Consider the following 16619-nt stretch of genomic DNA (forward strand, 5'->3'; position numbering starts at 1 on the left):
AATACATTTTACAGTATGGAAAGTAAGTTTACTGGAATGACAGTTAATGAACGTTTATATGTTGGCGGTCTTATGAATGATTTTGACAATTGTTTGAAGCAAAAAGATGTTGACGGAATTAAATCTATTCTGAGGAAGCTTGAATTAAATGAAGAATCTATTTTTGATATAATTGTTAGCTTAGGACTTGATAGTTAATCAAGAAATGCACTCTTATTTTTATTATTATTAATGAAAACTAATTTTCATTGTCCCAGTCTTTTCTATATCGAATGAGTTCTTTGTCTATCATGTCTTTGGATGTGTTCAATAGATAGGTTGCATCTTCAGAATAAATAGGAGGAAAGAAAGTTATTTTAATCTCGGTGGTAGGTTTTCCAAAACATTTTAAAAAATGTGGAATAAAAGTGTCGTTTCCTATGAAGGCATCCGTTTTTTCTTTATAATCAATCGCAATTGGTATAACTGCGGATTCTATTTTAGTAGCCATGACAAATGAGCCATAATTGAAAGCTACAGTTGTAGGCAAATCATGAGTTGTACCTTCGGGAAAATTGATGATTGAGTATCCTTTGCTAAGAATTTCTCGAATATTTTCGGCAGTATTTTGTCTGCTTTTCGAACATTTTCTGTCCACAAATAACACCCCTGATATTTTACAGATGTATCCAATAAGTGGCCATGAAGCAACTTCTATTTTTCCAACAGGATAGGCATGAATTAAATTTACAATTACGATTGGGTCAAGATAAGATCGATGATTGGCTACGATTAGCCCTTGTACTGTGGGTTTTTCGCCATAAACGATGGTGCGCATCCCTAAAATTACATTGGATACTTTTATTAAAAAATCGCGTAATACGAGTGCTTTTTTAGTATTAGTTTCTTCACTCCAAAAGAAACTCATGAAATAGAAAATAATCGAGAAAAAGGAAACAAATACTATAAAAACGATGAGTCTTGTGAAGCTCAATAAAAGTGATAACATAAAAAATAGATTAATGAATGTGTAAACCTACCATTATTTTTCTAGAGATTTTTCACAATGAGATTCTATTTATCTTATACTATCATGACAATGTGTTTGAACGCCACCATTCCATAAAGTAAGGATGTCTGTAGCAACGGCAGCGCCACTTCCGGCAGCAATGGCCAGTTGGCTTCTCCAACCCGCTAAAGTTCCAATAACATAAATCCCATCAGTTACTTTGTGGTCACTATTTTTGAGTTGGATTCTTTGTTTCTCAGGAAGTGCTTTTTGGTGTGGTTCAATATATTGCATTAATCCTTCTATTGCAAAAGTATTTGCAGATCCAATGCCTATGACGATTGTTTTAGTTTTGTAGGTATTCCTATTTGTAGTAACTATAAATTCAGGAAATTTCCCTTCAATTTTTAGTGCTTTTTCAACAGGGATTTGTATAATGTGCGGATAGGTTTGGGAAAGATGTTGAACGCTTTCAGTCAATAATTCGGAGCCTAATTTGCCTGCGGCTATCCCGTAAGCATTATTAAACAATGCTTCCTGAAGAGCAGATGTCTTTTGATGCGTAAAAATGCCGATTTTTTTATCAGTGGCAAAGGATTTGTTTTGTGCAGAACCCAAAACAAGGGCACAAGACATTCCTGAAACACCACCGCCAAAAATAAGAGTGTCAAACATATTAAAGTTTGTCATTTGAGTTTTCTTCAATTTTTTTAGACATTCTAAAAATTAGAAGAATCAAAACAGCGCAAAAAGAAGCTGCAATTCCGATAAAAGCAACAACACTGTCTCCTTGAAATGGATTTCTGAAATCAAGCAAAGTAACATTAAATATGATTAGCGCTATTGCTAAAAACACCAAGATGTTAGTGAAAATTTTCATAATATGTTTTTGTTTTTAATGTAAAAAGATGGTTAGGAACATTTCTTTTGGAAATTTAAGTCCAAATAAAATCAAATTATTTTACATTTATTACGTTATGGGGTAAATTTATGAAAATTTATTTTAGACAAACAAACCTTTAACATTAGCAGCGAATAATTTAACAGCAATTGCAAGAAGTACCACTCCAAATGTCTTGCGGATGACTCCAAGTCCATTTTCTCCTAGTATTTTTTCGATTTTAGAGGATGATTTCAAAACAATATATACTAGAATAATATTCAAAATTATCGCAAGTACTATATTTACAGTATGAAATTGGGAACGCAAGGACAATAAAGTTGTCATAGTCCCTGCTCCGGCAATCAAAGGAAAGGCAAGAGGTACTATTGATGCGGAACTCGCTTCTTCGTCACGATAAATACGAATTCCTAAAATCATTTCTAATGCTAAAAAGAATAATACAAAAGAACCTGCAACGGCAAAAGAATTCACATCAATTCCGATTAAATTCAATAATTCTTCTCCCACAAAAAGGAAAACAATCATGATTATACCTGCTACTATTGAAGCTTTTTCAGATTCTATATGTCCGTGTTTTGATCTTAAATCAACAATAATAGGAATGGTTCCCACGATGTCAATTACGGCAAAAAGTACCATTCCAACCGTAATTATTTCTCTAAAATCGATTTCAAACATAATTTTTTTGTTTGCAAAGTTAAACTTTTCGATAGATTTTTGATTAAAATCGAATTTTATTACAGTTAGTTTGAGCTTTTTTTATGGATTCCTATTCAATTATTTTTTTTTGATATTTTAGATTGTATAAGGCTTATTATTAGCTTGTTAATTATTTTAAAAAGTCTATTGATAAGTTGATTTGCAAAGAAAGTTAAAGTTAGTTTTTATCTAAAAAATTACAAATTACTTTGACTACCTTTGCGCTTTATAATCACAGTACCTCAAAAGAATGTTTCAATTAGGAAAAACCATTGTCTCAGAAGACATACTCGAAAAAGATTTTGTTTGCAATTTGTCAGCCTGTAAAGGGGCTTGTTGCGTAGATGGCGATGCCGGAGCTCCATTGAGCGTTGAGGAAACTAAGATATTAGAAGAAATTTATCCTAAAGTAAAACCGTTTCTTCGTAAACAAGGAATTGCTGTTATTGAAGCGCAAGGAACTTGGGTAAAAGGAACAGATGGTGATCTTGAAACACCACTGATTGACGATAAAGATTGTGCTTACGTGATTTTTGACGGAAAAACAGCACTTTGCGGTATTGAACAGGCGTACAATCAAGGAATAATTGACTGGAAAAAACCAGTTTCTTGTCATTTATATCCTATTCGTGTAAAAGATTTTACTGAGTTTGCTGCTGTCAATTATGACAAGTGGGATATTTGTGATGCAGCCTGTTCTTTAGGTCAGGAACTCGAAGTTCCTGTTTACAAATTTGTTAAAGAAGCATTGATTAGAAAGTTTGGAGAAGACTGGTATGCAGAGCTTGAAAAAGTGGCTCTGGACATGAAAAAATAAATCTAAAAAAAATTAAATTTTTCTTGTTTTCTGTTTTTAAAATCCTATATTTTACGGTACTTTACACTCTTTTTTAAATTTTAAATTACTGATATACAGTTTTTTATAGTTTACATGAAAAATGTCTTAATTTTTTCTATTTGTTCAAAACTAGGTCCGATTGTGAATAAGTTTGACTTTTAATTTCGGCAATATTTCACAATCTTTGTAATCCACAGAAAGCATAAAATTTCGTTAAAATCTCAAAAAAATAAACAATTATAATGGCGCAAGTTGAACCAATTTTACAAGAAAATAAAAATCGTTTCGTAATTTTCCCTATCAAACACCATGATATTTGGGAATTTTATAAAAGTATGGAAGCCAGTTTCTGGACTGCTGAAGAAATCGATTTGTCACAAGATTTAAATGACTGGAATAATAAACTTTCTGATGAGGAACGTTATTTTGTAAAACACATTCTTGCTTTTTTTGCTGCTTCTGACGGAATTGTAAATGAGAATTTAGCAGAAAATTTTGTGAACGAAGTGCAATATGCTGAAGCAAAATTCTTTTACGGTTTTCAAATCATGATGGAAAACATTCACAGTGAAACGTATTCTTTGTTGATTGATACGTATGTGAAAGATGAAGTAGAGAAAGATGAATTGTTCAACGCTTTAGAGGTTTTTCCGGCGATTAAGAAAAAAGCGGACTGGGCTTTGAAATGGATTGAATCTGATTCGTTTGCGGAGCGTTTGATTGCTTTTGCAGCTGTGGAAGGAATTTTCTTTTCGGGAGCATTTTGTTCTATTTATTGGTTGAAAAAACGTGGATTAATGCCAGGATTGACTTTTTCTAATGAACTGATTTCTCGTGATGAAGGGGTTCATTGTGATTTTGCAGTGCATTTACACAACCACCATTTGGTAAACAAAGTGCCAAAAGAAAGAATCAGAAGTATTATCGTTGATGCTTTGAATATTGAAAGAGAATTTATCACCGAATCACTTCCTGTGAGTTTAATAGGAATGAATGCGGTATTGATGACACAATATTTGGAATTTGTTGCGGACAGATTATTAGTGGAATTAGGTTGCGACAGAGAATACAACACTTCAAATCCGTTTGATTTTATGGACATGATTTCGCTTCAAGGGAAAACAAATTTCTTTGAAAAGAAAGTGGCCGAATATCAAAAAGCAGGTGTAATGAATACCGATGAAGATGCTCAGAAAATTAGTTTTGATGCTGATTTTTAATATTTTTTCGCCGCAAAGACGCTAAGTCACGAAGAAAATTAAAAACAGTAGTGATAATTTAATCTAAGGTTAAATCTTATTACAAATACTAAACCAAAAAACTTTGGGACTTCGTGTCTTTGTGGCAAAAAACAATACAATTAATGCCGGGATTAGCTTCCCAAAAAAATGAAACAAATACTCAAAAACGGGAAAGGGATTTTCTGTTTTTTAAAACAATTAAGCGTATGTATGTAGTTAAAAGAGATGGTCACAAAGAGCCGGTAATGTTCGACAAAATCACAGATAGAATTAAAAAACTATGTTATGGTTTGAATGATTTGGTTGATGCCGTGAAAGTGGCAATGCGAGTAATCGAAGGACTTTACGATGGTGTTTCAACATCTGAGTTGGATAATCTTGCTGCCGAAACTGCTGCGTCAATGACTATTGCGCATCCTGATTATGCACAATTAGCCGCTCGTATTGCAATCTCAAATTTACATTCGAATACAAAAAAATCATTTTCGGAAACGATGAGTGATATGTTCAATTATGTAAACCCAAGAAACGGTCAATATGCTCCGTTACTTTCTGAGGAAGTGCATAAAGTAATTATGGATAATGCAGAGTTTTTAGACTCACATATTATATACAATAGAGATTTCAACTACGATTATTTTGGTTTTAAAACCTTGGAAAGATCGTATTTGCTAAAAATAAACGGTAAAATCGTAGAGCGTCCGCAACACATGTTGATGCGGGTGTCTGTCGGGATTCACTTAGACGATTTGAAATCGGTAATAGAAACCTACGACTTAATGTCGAAAAAATTCTTTACGCATGCAACGCCAACATTGTTCAACGCCGGAACGCCAAAACCTCAAATGTCTTCTTGTTTCCTTTTGGCAATGCAAGACGATAGTATTGACGGGATTTATGATACGTTGAAACAAACGGCTAAAATCTCTCAATCAGCAGGTGGAGTTGGACTTTCTATTCATAATGTGAGGGCTACAGGTTCTTACATACGTGGGACAAACGGAACCTCAAACGGAATTGTTCCTATGTTACGTGTTTTCAATGATACCGCTCGTTATGTGGATCAAGGTGGTGGAAAACGTAAAGGTAGTTTTGCTATTTATATCGAAACTTGGCATGCAGATATCTTTGAATTCTTAGACTTGAAAAAGAATACCGGAAAAGAAGAAATGCGTGCAAGAGATTTGTTTTTTGCGATGTGGACTTCGGATTTATTCATGAAAAGAGTACAAGAAGATAGCTATTGGACCTTGATGTGTCCTAATGAATGTCCGGGATTGTATGATGTGTATGGCGAAGAATTTGAAGCGATGTACATTGATTACGAGAAACGTGGAAAAGGTAGAAAAACCATCAAAGCACATGAATTGTGGGAAAAAATTCTAGAATCACAAATTGAAACTGGAACGCCTTACATGTTGTACAAAGATGCTGCCAACAGAAAATCAAACCAAAAAAATCTAGGTACGATTCGTTCTTCGAATTTGTGTACCGAGATTATGGAATACACTTCGAAAGATGAAATTGCGGTTTGTAACCTGGCTTCACTTTCGTTGCCAATGTTTGTGGAAAACAAAAAATTCAATCACGATTTGTTGTACACCGTTACCAAACGCGTGACCAGAAACTTAAATAAAGTTATTGACAGAAATTATTATCCGGTAATAGAAGCGGAAAACTCTAATATGCGTCACAGACCAGTTGGTCTTGGAGTACAAGGTCTTGCCGATGCTTTCATTATGTTGCGTTTGCCGTTTACGAGTGACGAAGCCAAGAAACTGAACCAGGAAATTTTTGAAACTTTATATTTTGCAGCCGTTACCGCTTCAATGGAAATGGCCAAAGAAGAAGGACCGTATTCTACTTTCGAAGGTTCGCCAATGTCTCAAGGAGAATTCCAGTACAATTTGTGGGGGATGAAAGATGAGGAATTATCCGGTCGTTGGGACTGGGCTTCATTAAGAAAAGAAGTGATGCAACACGGGGTGAGAAACTCATTGTTAGTAGCGCCAATGCCAACGGCTTCGACTTCTCAAATCTTGGGTAACAACGAAGCATTCGAACCATATACTTCTAATATTTACACCAGAAGAGTACTTTCGGGAGAATTTATTGTGGTAAACAAGCACTTGTTACACGATTTAGTGGAACGTAGTTTGTGGAACGAAACATTGAAACAAGAATTAATGCGAAATAACGGTTCGGTTCAAGACCTTAACATTCCGCAAGACTTGAAAGAATTGTACAAAACAGTTTGGGAAATGTCTATGAAAGACATTATTGATATGTCCCGTCAACGTGGTTATTTTGTGGATCAATCACAATCGTTGAACTTATTCATGCAAAATGCCAATTATTCTAAATTGACATCGATGCATTTCTACGCTTGGCAATCCGGATTGAAAACAGGAATGTATTATTTAAGAACAAAAGCTGCGGTAGATGCGATTAAATTCACATTGAACAATGATAAAAAAGCAGAGCCAATTGAAATTCAAGAACAGTCAATCGCTGTTCCTGTAGTAGCAGAACAAGTAGAAATGACTACCGAAGAATACAAAGCAATGATTGAATTGGCTAAAAATGCCGGTCCGGACGATTGTGAAATGTGTGGTTCTTAAAAATTTCAGAATGATGATTAACGATTTTTGATCAAAAATCAGTGATATATAAGCCTTTTGTCATTTTGGTGAAGGAGAGATTTCAAGCAGTTATTGTAATGATAACTGCTTTTTTTTTGAAGCTATTTACTTCGTCAGTTCGCTTCGCTCGTGTCCCGCTTTCCGTTGCAATCTTTTTATTTTTAAAGAAAAAATAAAAAGGATTTTCACTGTAATCGGGGCTCAAATACAATCGTTTTTTATAATTGATTTAGAACCCAAAGCAATAAAAATGACATCCCAATTAAATAATATACTGACTTGTGGACTTTCTATTGAAATAACAACTTCGCAGAGTCAAAATTTTGTAATAATCCAAGACCATTGGGTAAAATTTAATGCTGAATTGAAGAGATTAAATTTAAAACAGAATGGCGGAAATTGGGAAAAATATGGGATTACCTATAAAATAAACGAAAAGTATTTCTATATGGCATCGATTCCCTATTTTGGACAAATAGTGCCAGATAATTTTGTTTATAAAGAAATTCCAAAAGGGGAGTATGTCTTTTTTGTTCATACAGGAAAAATGGATGAGATAAAAAATACGATTTACAACATCTATAAAAAAGTATTACCAAATTCAGGGCTAAATATTGAGCACCATTCCAAAGTAGGTTTTATCCATTTTGAGAAATATGACTTTCGTTTTCAGTGGAACAAGCCAAACTCAATAATTGAAATATATTTGCCTTTAAATACGGGTACTAAATAGTTAGTGCTGTTTAAATAACGTGCTTGATAAGTACATAATAATGGGGTTTGTAAGTGAGTTTTTGTAAATAATTCATTATATTTGAGATAGTTATCATTATAAGTAATCGTTTTTTATACTAACTACTATGGAAAATAAAAAATTTACTGTTACAGATGATTTATTAGCTTCCAAAAGCCAGCGTTTCCTGAATTTCCTTATCGATTTACTGATTATTTATATTATCGGAATCAGTATTGGCACGACCATCATTATAATTGGAGACTTGACCCATAGTTATGCTGCCTCGAATTGGGTTAAATCATTGAGCATAATTGAAAATTCCTTTTTTGAACTCATTATCCTGTTTTTTTACTACGGACTTACTGAAATGTATTTCTCCAGAACCTTCGCCAAATATTTTACTGAAACATTAGTTGTAAAACATGATGGTTCAAAACCCAATATGAAAAGTATTATTATACGTACAGTCTCCAGATTAATTCCTTTGGAGCCTTTTTCCTTTTTAGCAGGTGATTCGCGAGGATGGCACGACACATTGTCCGTTACGTATGTGGTGAAAAAGCAGGAGTTTATTGCAAAAAAGAAATTGCTTGATCCATCTGATGAAATTGCAGTTTAACAATAGTTTTACTTAAAAACAAAACCTAGTAAATTTTTAAATCTACTAGGTTTTCTATTTTTAATTATTAAACAATTGCAATGTTTTCTTCAGCAATTCTCATCTCTTGAGCTGCGGCTACCATTTCGATTAAAGCCTTTTTAGTTTCATCCCAATGACGGGTTTTTAAACCACAATCCGGATTTACCCAAAGCTGATCTAATGGAATAACTGCCGAAGCTTTTTCTAATAATTTCACCATTTCGGTACTGGAAGGTACGCGAGGCGAGTGGATATCATACACACCAGGACCTATTTCGTTTGGATAATTGAAATCGGCAAAAGCATCCAGTAATTCCATTTGCGAACGCGAACATTCTATGGTGATTACATCGGCATCCATGTCAGCAATATTCTGGATGATATCGTTGAACTCACTATAACACATGTGGGTGTGAATCTGTGTATCATCTTTTACGCCACTGGCCGAAATTCTAAACGCTTTTACAGCCCAATCCAAATAGGTTGCCCATTCTTCTTTTCGTAAAGGCAATCCTTCTCGAATGGCAGGTTCATCAATTTGGATAATCTTAATTCCCGCATTTTCTAAGTCAACCACTTCATCTCTAATCGCTAATGCAATTTGGGTGCAGGTTTCAGATCGCGGTTGATCGTTACGGACAAATGACCATTGCAAAATAGTTACGGGACCGGTTAGCATTCCTTTTACCCATTTTGGCGTAAGCGATTGTGCAAATTCAGCCCATTTCACAGTCATCGGATTTGGACGGGAAACATCACCATAAATAACGGGAGGTTTTACACAACGGCTACCATAACTTTGTACCCAACCGTTTTTGGTAAAAGTAAATCCGTCTAATTGTTCTCCAAAATATTCGACCATGTCGTTGCGTTCAAATTCTCCGTGAACCAATACATCAATTCCTGTTTTTTCTTGAAAGCGAATCGTTTCTTCGGTTTCTTTTTGGAGCAAATCATCATATTGTTGTTGATTTAATTCTCCTTTTTTGAACTTCGCTCTCCAGCTGCGCACTTCGGTAGTTTGCGGGAAAGAACCAATAGTTGTAGTAGGAAATAAAGGAAGATTTAATACGTCTATTTGTTTTTTTCTACGAATGGAAAATGGGTTTTCTCTTTGATCATCACCAGTTGTAATACTGGCGACACGATTTTTCACCGCATCATTATGTATTAAAGCGGATGTTTTTCTGTTTTCATTGGCGATAGTATTTTCTTCAAAGCGAATAGAATTACTAATGTCTATTTCATTCGAAGCAAAATATTTGAGCAGTACTATTTCTTCAGTTTTTTGTTTGGCGAAAGCCAACCATTGCTTGATTTCAGGAGTTAGTGTTGCGTTGTTAGTTTCTAATTCCAAATCACATGGCGAGTGAATAAGGGAACACGATGGCGCAATCAGGATTCTGTTTTCGCCGAGTGCATTTGTCGCTTTCTTAATAAGGGCTAAAGATTTTTTGAAATCATTTTTCCAAATATTTCTTCCATCTACAACACCAAGTGATAGGTTTACATTACTGGACAATTGCCCTGATTCCAGAATATCATCCAATTGGGAATGACAACGAACCAAATCTAAATGCAAAGTATGAACGGGTAAAGCAAGAACAGTGTCAAGATTCTCTCCAAAGCAATCAAAATAATTAGCAAGAATTAGTTTGATTTTTGGGAAACGTTTATTGATTTCATTATATACATAAGTGATTGCATTTCTTTCTTTATCGGTTAAATTCAAGGCTAAAAACGGTTCGTCAAATTGAATCCATTCTACTTTTTGATCCTCCAGTTTTTGCAAAATTTCAAAATAAACCGGAAGCAATTTATCGATAAGATCTATTCTATGAAAACCTTCTTCCTTTTCCTTTCCAAGAAGCAAATAAGTTACAGGTCCTATAAGTACCGGTTTTGTTGCAATCCCTAAAGCATTGGCTTCTTTGAATTCATCGATTATTTTTTCGGAGAATAATTTGAATTCTTGATCTTTTGTGAATTCCGGTACGATGTAATGGTAATTGGTGTCAAACCATTTTGTCATTTCCATGGCTACTACATCTTGTCCTTCTTTTTGCGAACCTCTTGCCATGGCAAAATACAAATCGATAGTGGAGTTTGTTTTGGCTAGTCCTTGATAACGTTTTGGAATAACACCTAATGTAAGTGATAAATCCAGTACTTGGTCGTAAAACGAAAAGTCATTGGAAGGGATTAAATCGATTCCGGCTTCTACTTGTAATTGCCAGTTTTCTTTGCGGATAGTTGCGCCTACAGTTAAAAGTTCTTCTGCCGAAATTTTTCCTGCCCAATACGATTCACAGGCTTTTTTTAATTCTCTGTTGCTACCAATTCTTGGATAACCTAGATTGTTTGTTTTCATTATATACAGTATTTTTTACTATGCAAAGTTATTGTATTGGATATTTAAACTTAAATTAGCCTATTGTTTCAGTGAATAAAAGCATTATATGGAGGTATGGTAGGTTTTAGTTCTGAATGAAACTTTGAAAATGATTTTTAACAGTAAAAAATACTATGGAAAATATTGACAACATTGATTTGCAAATCTTAAAACACCTGCAAGAAAACTCGAATATCAATACTAAAGAGCTAGCAAGTAAATTATTCCTGACGGTTACACCAGTCTATGAACGTATAAAAAGACTGGAACGAGATGGCTATATTATGAAATATGTTGCCTTGCTAGATAAGAAAAAATTAAATCTTGGAATGACTGTTTTTTGTAATGTTCGGTTAAAGGAACATGCCAAAAATGTGGGAAGCAATTTTGTGAAAGATATTGTTGCGCTTCCTGAAATTATAGAATGTTACAATATAGCAGGGGATTATGATTTTATGCTGAAAATTTTGGTCGAAGATATGTCCAGTTATCAAGATTTTGTAATGAATAAATTATCAACTATTGAGAATATTGGTAATACTCAAAGCGTTTTTGTGATGGGAGAAATCAAGCACAGTACCGCATTGGCTATTTAACAGCGCGAAATTATTTTATTAATTTGGGAGTAAGAGATTTTTTTAAATCTGCGTAAAAAATATAGGCACGCAGATTTAGCAGATCGAGCATATTTTATAAAATTTGAATAATTGAAACAACGAATTTTTTAAAAGCGAAGACCTATTGCTTAAGAAAATCTTAAAATAAAATGTATTTTTGGTTCTTTTAAATCTGAAATCAAAATTCGTTAATCTGAAATTATAAATCATAATGAACTGGGAACAACTTTTATCACTAAAAAGACAAGGCGACAAAGGCAAAAGATTACGTGTAGAACAGGACGATACCCGTTTGGGTTTTGAAGTTGATTATGACCGTATAATCTTCTCGTCCGCTTTTAGAAGTTTGCAGGATAAAACACAGGTTATTCCATTGTCAAAAACTGATTTTGTGCACACCAGATTGACACATAGTTTGGAAGTTTCGGTCGTGGGTCGTTCTTTAGGGCGATTGGTGGGTAAAAAAATTATAGAAAAATATCCACATTTAAAAGAAGTTCACGGCTATCACATGAATGATTTTGGGGCTATTGTTGCCGCAGCATCATTGGCTCATGATATTGGAAATCCACCTTTTGGACATTCTGGTGAAAAAGCGATTGGAGAATATTTTTCTATTGGAAAAGGACAGCAATACAAAGACCAACTTACCGCAAAAGAATGGCAGGATTTAATTGATTTTGAAGGGAATGCGAATGGATTTTCGGTACTGACAGCAGGTCGTCCCGGAATCGAAGGCGGACTTAGAATTTCTTATGCTACTCTTGGTGCTTTCATGAAATATCCAAAGGAAAGTTTACCGAAAAAACCAACCGCAGCTATTGCCGATAAAAAATACGGTTTCTTTCAAACCGATAAAGCCTTTTTTCAAGATGTAGCTTCTGATATGGGTTTGATTCCAAATAAATCGGGAGATAATATAGGTTTCGAAAGACATCCTTTGGCTTATTTAGTCGAAGCTGCGGATGATATTTGTTACACCATTATTGATTTTGAAGACGGAATAAACTTAGGATTAGTTTCCGAAGATTTTGCTTTAGAATATTTGATAAAATTGGTGAAAGATAGCATTGATACTTCTAAATACAAGACTTTAGAAACCAAAGAAGACCGAATAAGTTATTTACGCGCTTTGGCAATAGGAAGCTTAATTAATGATGCAGTCAAAGTTTTTATCGAAAATGAAGGGTTAATTCTGGAAGGTAAATTTCCTTTTGCAATTATGGATAAAAGCAAGTACAAAGCACAAATGGATGATATTATCAAAATTAGCGTTAAAAACATCTATCAAAGTCGTGAAGTCATCGAGAAAGAAATCGTTGGCTATCAAATTATACAAACTTTATTGGATAAATTCATAACCGCTTTCAATAATAAATTCAACGGCGAAGCATCAAATTATGATACCTTAATCATGAAAATGTTGCCAGAGAAACATCATTTGGAAAAAGAAAATCTTTATGGAAGATTACTTCATATTTGTCATTATGTGTCTCTTTTGACTGATGGAAATGCACTCGAATTATTTGAAACTATTAATGGAAGGAAGAAAGCTTAATCATTAGAAAGCATATACTATTCCCACACCTAAAAGTTGTTTCAATTGTATTTTTGCGCCTTCAGTAACTTGTTTACCGTCAATTTCCTTTTTGGATTTTATATCATCATCATAAACTATTCGGGTGCCAATATTTGCTTTTACGTATTGGTTTACGACTAAGTCCAATAATAAATCATAATCGACATCAACATTGCCAAAATTATTAATGTAATCAGAGTAAATACTTACACGATTTTCTATATTGACATTTTTAAAAATTTCTTTTTTGTAAAGACTGGTCATCAAAAAACCAAGTTCTGTTTTTGATCGTTTGCCTTCAGAAATTAAAATACCATCACTGTCATAAGTGGCTTTCTCAACACCAAAAGCACCTTGATTGGCTAATTTTTGATCTAAAACCAATGTGGTTTTAAAAGTAAATGGCGAAATATAGAATATTCTATTTTTACCTTTATTGGCATTTTCGGCGCCTATACCCATAAATGCGTACGCTGGAGCTAAAGGTTTTGAAATGGCAATTTCCTTGTTTGGGTAGGAATATCCATTTGTAAACTGGGTGTTAAAATTGAATTTTGCACTGTGATACCAATTGGTTATCGTATCTTTTCTATAACCAAATGTGGAGTTAAATTGTAATGCATCATCGGATTTTCTTACTTCAATTCCGTCTTGTTTATTTAAACCATATCGAATAACAAGTTCGTTTACCCATTTGCGATTTTTTTTGGCATAAACTCTTGAAAAATCACCTTTAATTAATCCGGATATGGAACTTGTTCCCCCGGCACTCCAATTAACAAATGCAATTTCAGAGAGATAGAAACCTAAACTATTTTTTTTTGTCCAAGGAGATACGGTAATTATTGGGATTGGCGGGTGTATTTTTAGTGCAACTGTCAAAGGTGCGAATGTAGTTACTTTTACAAGTGCTGTTGTAGGTGTGAGCCCAGCTATTACTGGAGTTGCTATTGTCTCTTGAGAAAAACTATTTATAGAAATTGTTAATGAAAAGAAGAGTAATGCGTAGGATAGTAATTTCATAGAAGCGTATTGAATTTAAGGGTGCAAAATAATTATTTTAGTAACTTGAAAAAAGTATTTCAAGACTTTTAACGTCAATTTTGCAATATTGTTGTAATTCGGCAACGGATCCCTGCTCGATAAATTCATCAGGAATCCCAAGAACAGTTACTTTTGAAGTATAATTATTCTCGGATGCAAACTCGAGAATCGCACTTCCAAAGCCGCCTTTGACAACGCCATCTTCTATTGTGATTATAGTTGTAAATTTAGCAAAAATGGAGTGTAAGGCGTTTTTGTCTAATGGTTTAACAAAAGAAAAATCATAATGTGCAATAGTTTTTGGATGGTTTATTTTGGCTATAGCCAAAGTGACATTATTGCCAATAGTTCCATTGGATAGAACGGCTATTGCAGAACCTTCTTTTATGCAAATACTTTTTCCAATTTCTATTTTTTTATACTTTCCAAGATGTTTAGTTTGCCAATTTGCAATAACACCACGACCACGTGGATACCTTATCGCTATGGGATGATTTAATCCCAATTGTGCTGTGTATAAAATATTTTGTAGAGCTACTTCGTTCATCGGTGCATAAACAATCATATTGGGAATGCAACGTAAATAAGCCAAGTCAAAAACGCCGTGATGTGTTGCGCCGTCTTCTCCAACTAATCCGGCTCTGTCTAAGCAAAAAATAACGGGTAAATTTTGTAAAGCCACATCATGAATCACCTGATCGTAGCCTCTTTGTAAAAAAGTAGAGTAAATATTGCAGAAAACAATCATCCCTTGAGTTGCCATTCCAGCTGCCAAAGTTACCGCATGTTGCTCGGCAATTCCCACATCAATCGCCCGTTTTGGAAACGCATCCATCATAAATTTTAAAGAGCTTCCTGATGGCATTGCTGGTGTAATTCCTATTATTTTTTCATTGGCTTTTGCCAAATCTAATACGGTTAACCCAAAAACATCTTGGTATTTAGGAGGTAAATTTTCTTCGGATTTTATATGGATTTCACCTGTGTTTGCATCAAATTTTCCGGGAGCATGGTATTTTACCTGATCGTCTTCAGCTTGTTGCAATCCTTTTCCTTTGGTAGTAATAACATGGAGGAATTTTGGACCTTTTATTTTTTGCAAACGTTTCAATTCTTTATTAACGGCAAAAATATCATGGCCGTCTATTGGTCCTGAATAATTAAAATTCAGGGACTTAATCATGTTGTTTTGTCTTGGATTCTTTCCTTCTTTCACGGCAGTGAGATACTGTTTTAATGCTCCCACACTTGGATCAATACCTATGGCATTATCATTAAGAATTACTAATAAATTTGCGTCAGTAACTCCAGCGTGATTTAGTCCTTCAAAAGCCATTCCTGAAGCGATGGAGGCATCTCCAATTACTGCGATGTGTTGTTTATTATTATCGCCTTTTAAATTGGAAGCAATTGCCATTCCTAGAGCTGCCGAAATGGAAGTAGAGGAGTGGCCTACACCAAAAGCATCGTAAATACTCTCACTTCTTTTTGGGAAACCGGAAATACCGCCCAATTGCCGATTGGTATGAAAATTTTCTCTTCTTCCTGTCAGTATTTTATGTCCGTAAGCTTGATGACCTACGTCCCAAATCAATAAATCGTTTGGTGTGTCAAAAACATAATGCAAAGCGATGGTAAGTTCTACAACTCCAAGACTGGCACCAAGATGTCCTTCTTTTACAGATACAACATCAATAATGAAATCACGTAATTCCTGAGCGACTTGAAGAAGTTGGGTTTCATCCAGCAAGCGTAAATCGGTTGGGTTATTTATGTTTGAAAGTAAATTATCTGACATGAAGCAAATGTACGAATTGAATTCTTATTTTTGTAACTATGATAAATCCTTTCACTGACGAATATTTTATGAAAAAAGCTTTGCAGGAAGCCGAAATGGCTTTTGAAAAAGGCGAAATTCCTGTTGGAGCTCTTATTGTCATTGATAATAAAGTGATTGCACGAGGTCATAATCTTACCGAAATGCTTGTTGACGTAACGGCTCATGCCGAAATGCAGGCGATTACTGCTGCGGCTAATTTCCTTGGCGGAAAATACTTAATTGGTTGCACACTTTATGTGACCCTAGAGCCTTGCCAGATGTGCGCTGGCGCTTTATACTGGAGTCAGATTTCTAAAATTGTTTTTGGTGCAACCGATGAAAATCGAGGTTTTACAAAAATGGGAACGCAATTGCATCCTAAAACTACTGTTGTTCGAGGTGTTCTGGCGAATGAAGCTTCGGAATTGATGAAGCGGTTTTTTGTGGAGAGAAGAAAATAAAAAGCAATTTCCTTTAAAA

The 16619-nt window shown here is 34.5% G+C and carries 16 protein-coding genes; 9 read left to right on the plus strand and 7 right to left on the minus strand.

Annotated features, from left to right (window positions below):
- Window positions 1-15: 15 nt before the first annotated feature.
- Window positions 16-198, plus strand: coding sequence for a hypothetical protein (locus tag ACM55F_RS01205; protein WP_416851862.1), 183 nt, complete (start codon window positions 16-18; stop codon window positions 196-198).
- A gap of 40 nt (window positions 199-238) precedes the next feature.
- On the opposite strand, the gene ACM55F_RS01210 is transcribed toward ACM55F_RS01205, so the two are convergent.
- From ACM55F_RS01210 to ACM55F_RS01225, 4 genes are all read right to left on the minus strand, one after another.
- Window positions 239-988, minus strand: coding sequence for a lysophospholipid acyltransferase family protein (locus ACM55F_RS01210; RefSeq protein WP_416851863.1), 750 nt, complete (start codon window positions 986-988; stop codon window positions 239-241).
- 69 nt (window positions 989-1057) lie between these two features.
- Window positions 1058-1663, minus strand: coding sequence for an FAD-dependent oxidoreductase (locus ACM55F_RS01215; protein ID WP_416852042.1), 606 nt, complete (start codon window positions 1661-1663; stop codon window positions 1058-1060).
- A gap of 1 nt (window position 1664) precedes the next feature.
- Complete coding sequence (locus ACM55F_RS01220) at window positions 1665-1868, minus strand: hypothetical protein (protein ID WP_416851865.1); 204 nt, start codon at window positions 1866-1868, stop codon at window positions 1665-1667.
- A 123-nt stretch (window positions 1869-1991) separates the two neighbouring features.
- On the minus strand, window positions 1992-2570 hold the full coding sequence (locus ACM55F_RS01225; protein WP_143387537.1) for a MarC family protein: 579 nt from the start codon (window positions 2568-2570) through the stop codon (window positions 1992-1994).
- A gap of 271 nt (window positions 2571-2841) precedes the next feature.
- Here ACM55F_RS01225 and ACM55F_RS01230 point away from each other — a divergent pair, with 271 nt between their 5' ends.
- The 5 genes from ACM55F_RS01230 to ACM55F_RS01250 all read left to right on the plus strand — a co-directional run bounded on the left by ACM55F_RS01230 (window position 2842) and on the right by ACM55F_RS01250 (window position 8667).
- Window positions 2842-3408, plus strand: a complete 567-nt coding sequence (locus ACM55F_RS01230) for a DUF3109 family protein (RefSeq protein ID WP_416851867.1) — start codon at window positions 2842-2844, stop codon at window positions 3406-3408.
- A gap of 263 nt (window positions 3409-3671) precedes the next feature.
- Complete coding sequence (locus tag ACM55F_RS01235) at window positions 3672-4649, plus strand: ribonucleotide-diphosphate reductase subunit beta (protein WP_282727534.1); 978 nt, start codon at window positions 3672-3674, stop codon at window positions 4647-4649.
- 227 nt (window positions 4650-4876) lie between these two features.
- Window positions 4877-7291, plus strand: a complete 2415-nt coding sequence (locus ACM55F_RS01240; RefSeq protein WP_416851869.1) for a ribonucleoside-diphosphate reductase subunit alpha — start codon at window positions 4877-4879, stop codon at window positions 7289-7291.
- Window positions 7292-7562: 271 nt separating this feature from the next.
- Window positions 7563-8045 carry a GyrI-like domain-containing protein gene (locus ACM55F_RS01245; protein ID WP_416851871.1) on the plus strand — a complete coding sequence of 161 codons (483 nt, stop codon included), beginning with the start codon at window positions 7563-7565 and terminating at the stop codon, window positions 8043-8045.
- A 127-nt stretch (window positions 8046-8172) separates the two neighbouring features.
- Complete coding sequence (locus ACM55F_RS01250; protein WP_416851872.1) at window positions 8173-8667, plus strand: RDD family protein; 495 nt, start codon at window positions 8173-8175, stop codon at window positions 8665-8667.
- Between the two features lie 67 nt (window positions 8668-8734).
- Here ACM55F_RS01250 and metE read toward each other — a convergent pair whose 3' ends face one another.
- Window positions 8735-11059: a 5-methyltetrahydropteroyltriglutamate--homocysteine S-methyltransferase gene (metE, locus tag ACM55F_RS01255; RefSeq protein ID WP_416851874.1), complete on the minus strand. Its 2325-nt coding sequence runs from the start codon at window positions 11057-11059 to the stop codon at window positions 8735-8737.
- A 155-nt stretch (window positions 11060-11214) separates the two neighbouring features.
- Between metE and ACM55F_RS01260 the strand changes: the two genes are divergently transcribed.
- Window positions 11215-11676, plus strand: coding sequence for an Lrp/AsnC family transcriptional regulator (locus ACM55F_RS01260; RefSeq protein ID WP_282710921.1), 462 nt, complete (start codon window positions 11215-11217; stop codon window positions 11674-11676).
- Between the two features lie 232 nt (window positions 11677-11908).
- On the plus strand, window positions 11909-13255 hold the full coding sequence (dgt, locus tag ACM55F_RS01265; RefSeq protein ID WP_416851875.1) for a dGTP triphosphohydrolase: 1347 nt from the start codon (window positions 11909-11911) through the stop codon (window positions 13253-13255).
- Window positions 13256-13258: 3 nt separating this feature from the next.
- Here dgt and ACM55F_RS01270 read toward each other — a convergent pair whose 3' ends face one another.
- Window positions 13259-14299, minus strand: a complete 1041-nt coding sequence (locus ACM55F_RS01270; protein WP_416851876.1) for a DUF3078 domain-containing protein — start codon at window positions 14297-14299, stop codon at window positions 13259-13261.
- 37 nt (window positions 14300-14336) lie between these two features.
- A complete protein-coding gene (locus tag ACM55F_RS01275; protein WP_416851878.1) occupies window positions 14337-16118 on the minus strand; it encodes a 1-deoxy-D-xylulose-5-phosphate synthase in 1782 nt (593 codons plus the stop codon).
- Between the two features lie 38 nt (window positions 16119-16156).
- On the opposite strand from ACM55F_RS01275, the gene ACM55F_RS01280 reads away from it, so the two are divergent.
- A complete protein-coding gene (locus ACM55F_RS01280) occupies window positions 16157-16600 on the plus strand; it encodes a nucleoside deaminase (protein ID WP_416851880.1) in 444 nt (147 codons plus the stop codon).
- Window positions 16601-16619: the final 19 nt, after the last annotated feature.

The organism is Flavobacterium melibiosi (assembly GCF_048158545.1).
Lineage (GTDB): Bacteria > Bacteroidota > Bacteroidia > Flavobacteriales > Flavobacteriaceae > Flavobacterium > Flavobacterium melibiosi.

What these genes read in the sequence shown, in the direction of transcription:
- dgt (WP_416851875.1), top strand. Translation starts at nt 11,909, where the DNA reads ATGAACTGGGAACAACTTTTATCACTAAAAAGACAAGGCGACAAAGGC.
- ACM55F_RS01280 (WP_416851880.1), top strand. Translation starts at nt 16,157, where the DNA reads ATGATAAATCCTTTCACTGACGAATATTTTATGAAAAAAGCTTTGCAG.
- ACM55F_RS01240 (WP_416851869.1), top strand. Translation starts at nt 4,877, where the DNA reads ATGTATGTAGTTAAAAGAGATGGTCACAAAGAGCCGGTAATGTTCGAC.
- ACM55F_RS01250 (WP_416851872.1), top strand. Translation starts at nt 8,173, where the DNA reads ATGGAAAATAAAAAATTTACTGTTACAGATGATTTATTAGCTTCCAAA.
- ACM55F_RS01230 (WP_416851867.1), top strand. Translation starts at nt 2,842, where the DNA reads ATGTTTCAATTAGGAAAAACCATTGTCTCAGAAGACATACTCGAAAAA.
- ACM55F_RS01215 (WP_416852042.1), bottom strand. Translation starts at nt 1,663, where the DNA reads ATGTTTGACACTCTTATTTTTGGCGGTGGTGTTTCAGGAATGTCTTGT.
- ACM55F_RS01270 (WP_416851876.1), bottom strand. Translation starts at nt 14,299, where the DNA reads ATGAAATTACTATCCTACGCATTACTCTTCTTTTCATTAACAATTTCT.
- ACM55F_RS01205 (WP_416851862.1), top strand. Translation starts at nt 16, where the DNA reads ATGGAAAGTAAGTTTACTGGAATGACAGTTAATGAACGTTTATATGTT.
- ACM55F_RS01210 (WP_416851863.1), bottom strand. Translation starts at nt 988, where the DNA reads ATGTTATCACTTTTATTGAGCTTCACAAGACTCATCGTTTTTATAGTA.
- ACM55F_RS01275 (WP_416851878.1), bottom strand. Translation starts at nt 16,118, where the DNA reads ATGTCAGATAATTTACTTTCAAACATAAATAACCCAACCGATTTACGC.
- ACM55F_RS01235 (WP_282727534.1), top strand. Translation starts at nt 3,672, where the DNA reads ATGGCGCAAGTTGAACCAATTTTACAAGAAAATAAAAATCGTTTCGTA.
- ACM55F_RS01225 (WP_143387537.1), bottom strand. Translation starts at nt 2,570, where the DNA reads ATGTTTGAAATCGATTTTAGAGAAATAATTACGGTTGGAATGGTACTT.
- ACM55F_RS01245 (WP_416851871.1), top strand. Translation starts at nt 7,563, where the DNA reads ATGACATCCCAATTAAATAATATACTGACTTGTGGACTTTCTATTGAA.
- metE (WP_416851874.1), bottom strand. Translation starts at nt 11,059, where the DNA reads ATGAAAACAAACAATCTAGGTTATCCAAGAATTGGTAGCAACAGAGAA.
- ACM55F_RS01260 (WP_282710921.1), top strand. Translation starts at nt 11,215, where the DNA reads ATGGAAAATATTGACAACATTGATTTGCAAATCTTAAAACACCTGCAA.
- ACM55F_RS01220 (WP_416851865.1), bottom strand. Translation starts at nt 1,868, where the DNA reads ATGAAAATTTTCACTAACATCTTGGTGTTTTTAGCAATAGCGCTAATC.